The organism is Pseudoflavonifractor sp. MSJ-30, from assembly GCF_018918045.1.
Classification (GTDB): domain Bacteria; phylum Bacillota; class Clostridia; order Oscillospirales; family Oscillospiraceae; genus Faecousia.
In genome coordinates this window covers 1-8,960 of sequence record NZ_JAHLPU010000010.1, presented here as the reverse complement: position 1 = coordinate 8,960, position 8,960 = coordinate 1, and the positions used below count along the sequence as shown (strand labels likewise).

General features: G+C 57.1%; 11 protein-coding genes and 1 tRNA gene. 10 read left to right on the top strand and 2 right to left on the bottom strand.

Features of this window, described 5'->3' with window-relative positions:
• The first annotated feature begins 265 nt into the window (after positions 1 to 265).
• The gene (locus tag KQI10_RS01105; RefSeq protein ID WP_256445282.1) at positions 266 to 769 is read left to right on the top strand and encodes a GNAT family N-acetyltransferase; all 504 of its coding nucleotides are present in this window, start codon (positions 266 to 268) and stop codon (positions 767 to 769) included.
• Positions 770 to 817: 48 nt separating this feature from the next.
• Here the strand turns inward: KQI10_RS01105 and KQI10_RS01100 are convergent, their stop codons facing one another.
• Both KQI10_RS01100 and KQI10_RS01095 read right to left on the bottom strand, forming a co-directional pair.
• Positions 818 to 1,489 (bottom strand): bifunctional 2-polyprenyl-6-hydroxyphenol methylase/3-demethylubiquinol 3-O-methyltransferase UbiG, encoded by a 672-nt coding sequence (locus KQI10_RS01100; RefSeq protein WP_216565551.1) that lies wholly within the window; start codon positions 1,487 to 1,489, stop codon positions 818 to 820.
• Between the two features lie 117 nt (positions 1,490 to 1,606).
• A tRNA-Pro gene (locus KQI10_RS01095) sits at positions 1,607 to 1,683 on the bottom strand.
• Between the two features lie 200 nt (positions 1,684 to 1,883).
• Between KQI10_RS01095 and KQI10_RS01090 the strand changes: the two genes are divergently transcribed.
• From KQI10_RS01090 to KQI10_RS01050, 9 genes are all read left to right on the top strand, one after another.
• Complete coding sequence (locus tag KQI10_RS01090; RefSeq protein ID WP_216565550.1) at positions 1,884 to 2,858, top strand: hypothetical protein; 975 nt, start codon at positions 1,884 to 1,886, stop codon at positions 2,856 to 2,858.
• 109 nt (positions 2,859 to 2,967) lie between these two features.
• Positions 2,968 to 3,222: a hypothetical protein gene (locus KQI10_RS01085; RefSeq protein ID WP_216565549.1), complete on the top strand. Its 255-nt coding sequence runs from the start codon at positions 2,968 to 2,970 to the stop codon at positions 3,220 to 3,222.
• A 1-nt stretch (position 3,223) separates the two neighbouring features.
• Positions 3,224 to 3,778, top strand: a complete 555-nt coding sequence (locus KQI10_RS01080) for a site-2 protease family protein (protein WP_371818342.1) — start codon at positions 3,224 to 3,226, stop codon at positions 3,776 to 3,778.
• A gap of 29 nt (positions 3,779 to 3,807) precedes the next feature.
• Positions 3,808 to 5,643 carry a TIGR03960 family B12-binding radical SAM protein gene (locus tag KQI10_RS01075; RefSeq protein ID WP_216565547.1) on the top strand — a complete coding sequence of 612 codons (1,836 nt, stop codon included), beginning with the start codon at positions 3,808 to 3,810 and terminating at the stop codon, positions 5,641 to 5,643.
• Complete coding sequence (locus tag KQI10_RS01070) at positions 5,636 to 6,295, top strand: TIGR03936 family radical SAM-associated protein (RefSeq protein WP_216565546.1); 660 nt, start codon at positions 5,636 to 5,638, stop codon at positions 6,293 to 6,295. The genes KQI10_RS01075 and KQI10_RS01070 overlap by 8 nt, the downstream gene beginning before the upstream one ends.
• Positions 6,296 to 6,308: 13 nt before the next feature.
• Positions 6,309 to 6,527, top strand: a complete 219-nt coding sequence (locus tag KQI10_RS01065) for a Lar family restriction alleviation protein (RefSeq protein ID WP_216565545.1) — start codon at positions 6,309 to 6,311, stop codon at positions 6,525 to 6,527.
• A 19-nt stretch (positions 6,528 to 6,546) separates the two neighbouring features.
• Complete coding sequence (locus tag KQI10_RS01060) at positions 6,547 to 6,951, top strand: PaaI family thioesterase (protein ID WP_216565544.1); 405 nt, start codon at positions 6,547 to 6,549, stop codon at positions 6,949 to 6,951.
• A gap of 185 nt (positions 6,952 to 7,136) precedes the next feature.
• The gene (locus KQI10_RS01055) at positions 7,137 to 7,583 is read left to right on the top strand and encodes a MarR family winged helix-turn-helix transcriptional regulator (RefSeq protein ID WP_216565543.1); all 447 of its coding nucleotides are present in this window, start codon (positions 7,137 to 7,139) and stop codon (positions 7,581 to 7,583) included.
• Between the two features lie 3 nt (positions 7,584 to 7,586).
• Positions 7,587 to 8,429: a DegV family protein gene (locus KQI10_RS01050; protein WP_216565537.1), complete on the top strand. Its 843-nt coding sequence runs from the start codon at positions 7,587 to 7,589 to the stop codon at positions 8,427 to 8,429.
• Positions 8,430 to 8,960 lie beyond the last annotated feature (531 nt).

Genomic DNA, 8,960 nt, shown 5'->3' with positions numbered 1-8,960 from the left:
GAAAAGTTATCCACAGCCTTGATGGGTAAGAAAAAGCAGACCCTTTCCATTTCGGGAAAGAGTCTGCGATTTCCTTTTGGGGTTATTTAACAGCCCCTGTTTTGTACGAAAGAATTCTTGCTTTCTTGTTGAAAATGCCCATTTCCGCGGGATAGCTTGACTTCCCGGGGAAATATGGTATACTAGACATAATTTCATATAAAAGAACCGTCTTTGCACACGCAAGAAGGGCTTTTAAGTATTTTTTTACTGTGAGGTAAGCGATATGAGGAAAGCCGCTTCTATTTTTTTGCGTGCTTGCGAACGACGAAAAGACATGGACAATCTGATTTATTGGCTGAAGAACCCGGAGGTGACCAGGTTCCTGAATGAGGATGCCGGTGTGATCTCCTATCTGTCTCGGTTGGCGGACACGGTCCCGGAACCGATGCTGACCTTTCATCTGAACGCCATGGGACGTTTCTTTATGATCTGTCTGGAGGACGGCACCTCCGTCGGCTTTGTAAAGCTGGCGAAAACGGCAGACGCGGATACATATGAGATCGTCTATGCCATCGGAGAGGATACGCTCTGGGGTTTCGGCTACGGAGAGGCCGCCATCCGGCAGACGCTGCATCTGGCGTTTGAGGAACTTGGTATTCAAAAGATCATTGCCAAAATCGACCCGCGGAACGAGCGCTCCTGCCGTGTGGCCTTTGCCTGCGGATTTCGGGAAGAGCAGGCGCGGGGAAAATACATGCAATACGCGGCCAGCATTGCCGCTACATAAAAGAGACCGCTGTCCGTCGGCGTCTGCCGGGGGACAGCGGTTTTGCGTTTATTCTGACTCCATTATAGCGAACAGCATACTGGAAAAACCGGGGACGGTTTCTGTCAGTCCCGCTTCACGGATGCGCAGGCCGCCAGCTTCGATTTCCTGCCGGAATTCGTCTGTGGAAACCATCCGGCAGGTTGTGGCGGCGATGGAAAGGGTCTGCCCGGTCTGGCTGTGCAGCCGCTCCCGCAGGGCGAAAGCCTGCCTGGGGTCTGTCCGGCAGGTTATTTCTCCGTCTCCCATGGAGCAGACCAAGGCAATGCCGCCGGGATTCAGATGCTTCCGCAGAAAACCGTAAAATCTGGCGCGGTCGTTATCCTCAACCAACATATGGACGACCGCAACGGCGTAGATAAAGTCAAATTTCGCGTCCAGAGCTCCCGCGACGCAGTCCAGGACATGAAAGTGTTCCGCATAGTCCGGAAATTGTTCCCGGCAGTAACGGATAGCCTCGGTGGATACGTCCGTTGCCAGAACATCATACCCCTGTTTGAGAAGGTATACGGCGTCCCGCCCCTCTCCACAGCCCAGTTCCAGAATTCTAGAGCCTCGCCCGATGCCGTATTCTGCCAATGCTTCAGCGACGATTGGGGAGGGGGCGCTGTCAGCCCACTGGAGATTTCGCATGTGAACCTGCAAATAGCGGTCGTTGTACGCGGTATAGTATTCCGGCATGGAAGCGGCCTCCTTTTGACATGGGCGATGTGGGTCTCTTTATAGGCGCTTTTCCCATTTCCATAAAAACTTGTGGAAATGGGAAAAAAGAAACGAGACCGTCGGAAGACGGTCCCGTGGTCGGAGTGGCGGGATTCGAACCCGCGGCCTCTTGGACCCGAACCAAGCGCGATACCAAGCTTCGCCACACCCCGATAGCTAGGGTATTATACTCAATTTTTTCCAATGTGTCAAGTGCCTTGATGAATTAACGTGCGGATTTTCCCGGGCGGGGACATATCAGAGAACAGATGCTTGACGGGGTTTGCCGTCTGTGCTAAAATCAAATCGGAAAAACCGCTTTGGAAAGAGCGGCGAGCGGAAAGAGAATATCGGAGATAGAGGAGAGAACATTATGAGCAATGCAATGCAGGATTATCTGACTCAGGTGGCTCAGCGGCTTCGGCTGTCGGTGGATGCCCAGAGCGGGATTCTTTTCGGGAATCAGGGCGGTATGAATATGCTGCTGACGCGCGGCACGAGCAATCAGAGTTACGTTTCGCTGGTCTTTTCCCTGACGAAAGGCGGTCAGGAGCCTGATGGGGCGGAGCTGAAGTCCTTTGTCAAGGGCAACAAGCTGGTGGCAAACTGCACCGTCCGCCGAAGCCGGGTGGAATTCATTCTGAAGGCGCGTTTCGGCAGCCTGAAAGATATTGACAAACTGGAACAGGTCACCCGGGAGACCGTGTCCTTCCTGCGTTCGCGGGGATACCAAAGCTGCTGCCAGGGCTGCGGCCAGACGGTGCAGACCGAGGCCTGCGTCATGGCGGGTGTACCGTCCCTGCTGTGCGACAGCTGCTATCAGCAGCAGGACAGCATGAAGGAGCAGGCCCGGCAGGAAATGGAACGGAAGCCGGAAAATGTGCTGGCGGGTATCGTGGGCGCGCTGCTGGGAAGTGTACTTGGCGCGGCCTGTATCGTGCTGCTGGAGCAGATGGGGTATGTGGCGGCCCTGTCCGGCATCGTGCTGGCAATCTGCACCCTGAAGGGCTATGAGCTGCTGAGCGGCCGCCTGTCCACCAGAGGAATCGTCATTGCCTGTGTGCTGATGCTGGTTATGACCTATGTGGGCGACCGGCTGGACTGGGCCATTACTGCGGCGAAGTATTTTGAGGTCTCTTTTACAGACGCCTACCGGGCAATTCCCTACCTGATTCAGGAAGAGGCGATCGAGGCTGGCGATTACATCGGCAATCTGCTCCAGCTGTATCTCTTTACCCTGATTGGCGCGGTGCCTACAATCGTTGGCTCCCTGAAAAACCGGAAGCTGGCTAACGTGACCTACCGTATGCAGGGTAAGCCGCCGGCGGACAATACGGTGGAATTCTGATATTTCATATTGGGAAGCGCAAGCGGGCAGTCCTGAAAGAGCTGCCTGCTTTTTTGCAACGCATGGTTCCCGTACGGTCAGCATACCATAGAGCGGGAGGTGGACGCCTGTGGCCTATCGAATTGACTACCCCGGGAGGCGAAAAAAGAGACGATTTCCTTATTGGATTTTTCTGATCCTTGCGTTTGCGGTGCTGCTGGCGGTTCCGAAGGATGATTTGGAATACTGGCTTCTCCCCGGCGATCCGGAGGTGACGGCGCAGGCTCTGTCGGAGCTTGTGAAGACGCTGCGGCAGGGGACCAACGCCGGTCAGGCGGTGGCGGCCTTCTGCGGGAGCATCCTCCGGGGGGCGGGGCTTGGGTGACGTGGAACTGTCCGGCTGGGGCTGTGTCGCGCTGGCCCTGCTGCTTCTGGTGCTGCCGCTGCCGTGGATCGCCGCGGCGCTGCTGGCGGGGGTGGTTCACGAATGCTGCCATTATCTCGCCATCCGTGCTCTGGGGGGGCGTGTGTCCGGCATGGCGATCGGTTCCCGGGGGGCCGTCATGGAACTGCGTGGTCTGGGAACGGCTGCGGAGCTGCTTGCCGCCGCTGCCGGGCCTGTTGGCAGCCTGAGCTTGCTATCTCTGTCCGGTATCTTTCCCAGACTGGCCCTCTGCGGTCTGGTGCAGGGGGCATATAATCTGCTCCCCATTTATCCGCTGGACGGCGGACGCATCCTCCGGTGCATTTTGAAATGGCTGCTTCCGCCGAAGGCTGTTGCGGCGGTTTCCTGCTGGGTGGGACTTGCCGCGGCACTGTCTGCCGGGGCGTTATGCATGGCTCTGGGACTTCCTTTCGGGGCGGCAGCGGTAGGACTTACCTGGCTGGGAGGAAAAGACGGAAAATTTTCTTGCAAATGGAGAGAGAAGCGAGTACAATAGATGGGCAAAATACGCAAAGAGGTAACAAGATGACAGATTTGAAAAGCCGTATTCTGCCCACGGTACAAAAGCCCGCCCGTTATGTGGGCGGCGAATGGGGGCAGGTGCGGAAAAACAAGGAAGACGTGGCCGTTCGAGTGGCCTTTTGCTTCCCGGACACCTATGAGATCGGTATGTCCAATGTGGGTATGCGCATTCTCTACGGGGTCATGAACCAAATCCCCGATGTGTGGTGCGAGCGTGTCTTTGCCCCCTGGGGAGATATGGAACAGGCCATGCGGGACAACGGCCTCCCCCTCTGGGCGCTGGAAAGCCAGGATCCGGTGAGGGATTTTGATATGGTGGCCTTTACCATTGGCTACGAAATGTCCTATTCCAATATTCTCAATATGCTGCGCCTGTCCGGCATCCCTCTGCATTCCGGAGACCGGCAGGGGCTTCAAAATATGGTTTTTGCCGGCGGCGTCTGCGCCTTTAACCCGGAACCCCTGGCGGACTTCGTGGATTTCTTCTCCCTGGGCGAGGGGGAGGACATCACGGTGGAAATTCTGGATGTGTATAAAAGGGCGAAGCGGGAAAACTGGGACAAGCCCCGTTTTCTGAAGGAAGTTTCCAAGGTCCCCGGCGTGTATGTGCCCTCCTTCTATGCGCACACCTATGCCGAAAATGGGGTGCTGACCGCCGTGACGCCTTTGGAAGGCGCGCCGGAGGTGGTCACCAAGCGTATCGTGGAAAATCTGGACACCGCCTATTTCCCCACGGAGATGATCGTTCCCTCCACGGAGATCGTCCACGACCGGGCCAATCTGGAGGTGTTCCGGGGCTGTATCCGGGGCTGCCGGTTCTGTCAGGCAGGCTTTTCCTGTCGCCCCGTGCGGAAGAAAAGCCCGGAGGTGCTGTATGATCAGGCTGTAAAGCTGATGGAGTCCACCGGCTTCAACGAAATTACCCTTTCCAGCCTGTCTACATCGGATTACCGTGGACTGAAAGAACTGACGGACAAAATGCTGCCCTACTGTGAGGCAAACCATATCAGCCTGTCCGTGCCGTCCCTGCGGGCGGACAACTTCTCCCGGGAGCTGATGGAAAAGCTCCAGGCCGTCCGCAAATCCGGCCTTACCTTCGCCCCGGAGGCGGGTACCCAGCGGCTGCGGGATGTTATCAATAAGAATCTGACAGAGGAAGAGATTCTCACCACCTGCGCCCAGGCTTTTGCCGGGGGCTGGAACAGCGTGAAGCTCTATTTCATGCTGGGCCTGCCTACGGAGACGGACGAGGATGTGCTGGGCATTGCGGAACTGGTCTATAAGGTCATTCAGGCCTGGAAAGCCAACGCCGTCAACAAAAAGCGGGGCCTGCGGGTCCATGTGGCCACAGCCTACTTTGTGCCCAAACCCCACACACCCTTCCAGTGGGAGCGGCAGATCACCCCGCAGGAGTATCTGCGCCGGTGTAAGCTGCTGAAGGAGCATTTTTACTCCAAGTCCATTGAGTACGACTACCACAGCCCTGACCTGAGCCGGCTGGAGGCTGTGTTTGCCCGGGGAGACCGGCGGTTGGGGCCTGTCATTGAGGAAGCGGTCAAAATGGGCGCCCGGCTGGACGGGTGGGACGAATACTTCCGTTATGACATCTGGCAGGACGCCTTTGCCAAATGCGGCGTGGACCCGGATTTCTATACCGTCCGGGGCTACGGTGAGGACGAGCTGCTGCCCTGGGATATGATTGATGTGGGCGTGACCAGGAAGTTCCTGCTGCGGGAGCGGAAACGGGCCTACGGGGATACGGTGACGCCGGACTGCCGCCATGGCTGCGCAGGCTGCGGGGCCAATTGTCTCTTGGAGGAGGTGGCCTGCGATGCCTAGACTTCTGTTTGAGAAGACGGGTACAGCCATCTGGATGTCCCACCTGGACCTGATGCGGGTCTTCCAGCGGGCATTCAAGCGGGCGGGGCTGCCCCTGACCCATACCAAAGGCTTCAACCCCAGACCCTCCGTCTCCATTGCGCTGCCGCTGTCCGTGGGCGTGGAAAGCATCTGCGAGCTGCTGGATTTTGATCTGGAAGGGGAGCCCATCCCCGTGGAGGAGATCCGGGACAGGCTGAATGCCGCTCTGGTGCCCGGCGTACATGTCCGGGAATGCTATGAGACCGGACGCAAGATTCGGGATCTGAGTCTGCTGCGCTGCCGGGTGACGCTGGAATACGACGGCGGCGTACCGGAGGGGGCCGCGGAAGCCATCCGGGCGCTTTTCGCCCGGGAAAGCCTGACCGTGGAGAAAAAGAGCAAGAACGGAACTGCGGAACAGGATATTATCCCTATGATCCGTTCCCTCAGCGTAGAACCGGGAGAGCGGGGCATCCTGCTTCTGGACGGGATTGTCTGCTGCCAGAACCCAACCTTGAATCCCGCTCAGCTGCACGGCGCCATTGTCCGGTATCTGCCGGAATACGCGCCGGATTTCTGCCGTATCCGCAGAGAAGAGATTTACGACACAACACAGACTATTTTCAGATAAGGAGAAACAAACTATGGAAGAGAAAATCATGCTGGAAGAATGCCCCATCTGCCGTGGCCCCGGAATGCTGACGCACGAGGGCGGCTGGAGCGTTCAGGTGGAGTGCGCCGACTGCTCTGCTCACACGGTTTATGTGGAATATGAGACCGAGGAGGAGAAGAAGTCCGCTGAGCGGATGGTTACGCACCTGTGGAACATCGGAAAGGTCGTCACCAGTGAGCGGGGAGAGTGAGCTCCGCCTTCAGGAGGCTTTGACGGGGCTGCATGCTGTAGCCCCGGACACCATCGGTGACCGTTTTCACTTTTCACTGGAAAGCGCGGAGGGGAACACCTACAGTTTCCGGTGCGCCGTGGGGCCCTGGATGGCCAACGCGGCGGGAACCCTTCACGGCGGTATGGCCGCGGCGGTGGTTGACCAGGCCATGGGCTTTGTGGTCTATGCCATTCAGCCCGGCAGGGGCTTTTCGCCTACCGTGGAGATGCATCTGAGCTTTCACAGGCTTCTGAGGGCGGAAGGGGAGCTGCTGGTAAAGGTAGAGGTCCTGACCGCCGGAAAAACGCTGATGCACCTGCGTGCTGAGGTTTTTACCGCCGAAGCCCCGGGGAAGCTCTGCGTTTCCGCCACGGCAGTGTATGCCTTTGTGCCCGCCAGGTAAAAACATAGCGGCAGAAATCATGACAGACGCATGGTTTCTGCCGCTATAAATATATAGGGCACCGTAGGAAGCGCCTGAATTTGCGACTCCGGATGGTGCTGTTGTGATTGCAAATAATGTTGACAAATCAACGAATGTATGCTATGCTTGCAAACGTTGATTTTACAACAAAGGAGCATGCGGAAATGGAACAGCGCTTTGAGACCTTTACGGTCCTTGTGGGCAAGCTCAGCAGGAGCATCAAGCGGTTAAAGTCCGGCCAGATGGCCCAGCTGGATCTGAAGGGTCCCCATGTGTCCTGCCTGTATTATCTCTACAGCTTTGGCCCCATGACCGCGGCGGAGCTGTGTGAACGCTGCGAGGAGGACAAGGCGGCCATTTCCCGTTCCTTGGAATACCTGGAGTCCAGCGGCTATTTGCACCCCCAGGCCGGGAAAAAGTACAGGGCGAAACTCCTGCTTACGCCTACGGGCCAGCAGGCGGGGGCGGAGGTGGCCCGGCGGATCAACCGCATTCTGGAAGCGGCCGGCGCTGGGCTCAGCGAGCAGGAGCGGGAGATCATGTACCGTGCCATGGAAAAAATCAGCGTAAATCTGGAAAACATCATTCGGCAGTATGCCAAAGGAGAATAAACTATGTCTGTTCGTATCATTGTGGATTCCACCACGGATGTAAGAGAAAGCTATCGGGCGAAAATGCAGTTTGTGCCCCTGACCGTCCGCTTCGGCGAGACGGAGTATTATGACGGCGTGGATCTGGACAAACGGGAATTCTATGAAAAGCTGGTGGAGAGCGACGTTCTGCCCACCACCAGCCAGGCAACCCCCGCTATGTTCGATACCGTCTTCCGGGAGACCGCCGCGGCAGGGGACAGCGCCGTGGTCATCACCCTTTCCTCCAAGCTCTCCGGTACCTATCAGAGCGCCGTACTGGCGGCGGAGGGGTACGAGAATATCTATATAGTGGACAGCCAGTCCGTCTCCATCGGCGCGGGCGTGCTGGCAGAGCTTGGAGTGCGGCTGAACGAACAGGGGAGAAGCGCCGCGGAAATCGCGGAAACCCTGATGAGAGCACGGGAGGACGTCTGCGTGATTGCTCTGCTGGACACTCTGGAGTACCTGAAAAAGGGCGGCCGCATTTCCAAAACCGTTGCCTTTGCGGGCGGCATGCTGAATATCAAGCCCGTTGTCACCATTCAGGACGGCGCCGTGGTCATGATCGGCAAGGCCAGAGGCTCCCGCAACGGCAATAACCTGCTGGTGGAGAAGATCAATCAGGCAGGCGGCGTGGATTTTGACAGGCCGGTGCTTCTGGGCTATACAGGGCTTTCCTCCGCCCTGATGGAAAAATACGTGGAGGACAGCAAGGCCCTTTGGGAGGGCCATGTGGACCAGCTGGACGGCTGCCTGCTGTGCAGCGTTATCGGCACCCACGCAGGCCCCGGCGCGGTGGCCGTGGCGTTTTTCAAAAAAGGATAAGAAGCATCGAAAAGCATCTTTTCAAAGCGCCTTTTTTCTGGTAAACTAACATTGTGTATTGATCGTTCCGAGCTGGTTTGGTGTTGAACGTTCAGCGTTGTTAATGCTAAAGTTTTGCTTTGCGTTTCGGACGGTAGCCTCGTCCACATTCTACCTGGGTGCCTCCGGCGGGGAGCTTCTTGTCCCGCCAAGAAGCTCCGCAAGAATGCGGCTTGAGAGGGCGCTGTCAGAAAGCCGCCCCTCTTAAGAATTTTCCCGGCCTCAAAACCAACGGAGCTTGTACTTGCGTAGCTTACGGGGCTTGCTAGCTGCCATTCGTCGAAGATAGTGCATAATTTAAGCAGAGGGCCAACGCAGCTTGAAAAATAGCGAAAGTGAGTTGCCTAGTTAAAGCGTTCAGCCCGGGATATCAAAAACCGAAAGCCTGCTATTCCGACGTAAGAGCGTGCCGGAAGAATTCTTAAGGAGGGCGGCTCTGCGGCGGGAGCAAGCAGCGGTCAGCGCCTCCTTAAGCCGCATTCTTTCCTTCTT

Coding starts and splice junctions, on each gene's coding strand:
- KQI10_RS01105 (WP_256445282.1), top strand. CDS start 266: ATGAGGAAAGCCGCTTCTATTTTTTTGCGTGCTTGCGAACGACGAAAA.
- KQI10_RS01100 (WP_216565551.1), bottom strand. CDS start 1,489: ATGCCGGAATACTATACCGCGTACAACGACCGCTATTTGCAGGTTCAC.
- KQI10_RS01090 (WP_216565550.1), top strand. CDS start 1,884: ATGAGCAATGCAATGCAGGATTATCTGACTCAGGTGGCTCAGCGGCTT.
- KQI10_RS01075 (WP_216565547.1), top strand. CDS start 3,808: ATGACAGATTTGAAAAGCCGTATTCTGCCCACGGTACAAAAGCCCGCC.
- KQI10_RS01070 (WP_216565546.1), top strand. CDS start 5,636: ATGCCTAGACTTCTGTTTGAGAAGACGGGTACAGCCATCTGGATGTCC.
- KQI10_RS01065 (WP_216565545.1), top strand. CDS start 6,309: ATGGAAGAGAAAATCATGCTGGAAGAATGCCCCATCTGCCGTGGCCCC.
- KQI10_RS01055 (WP_216565543.1), top strand. CDS start 7,137: ATGGAACAGCGCTTTGAGACCTTTACGGTCCTTGTGGGCAAGCTCAGC.
- KQI10_RS01050 (WP_216565537.1), top strand. CDS start 7,587: ATGTCTGTTCGTATCATTGTGGATTCCACCACGGATGTAAGAGAAAGC.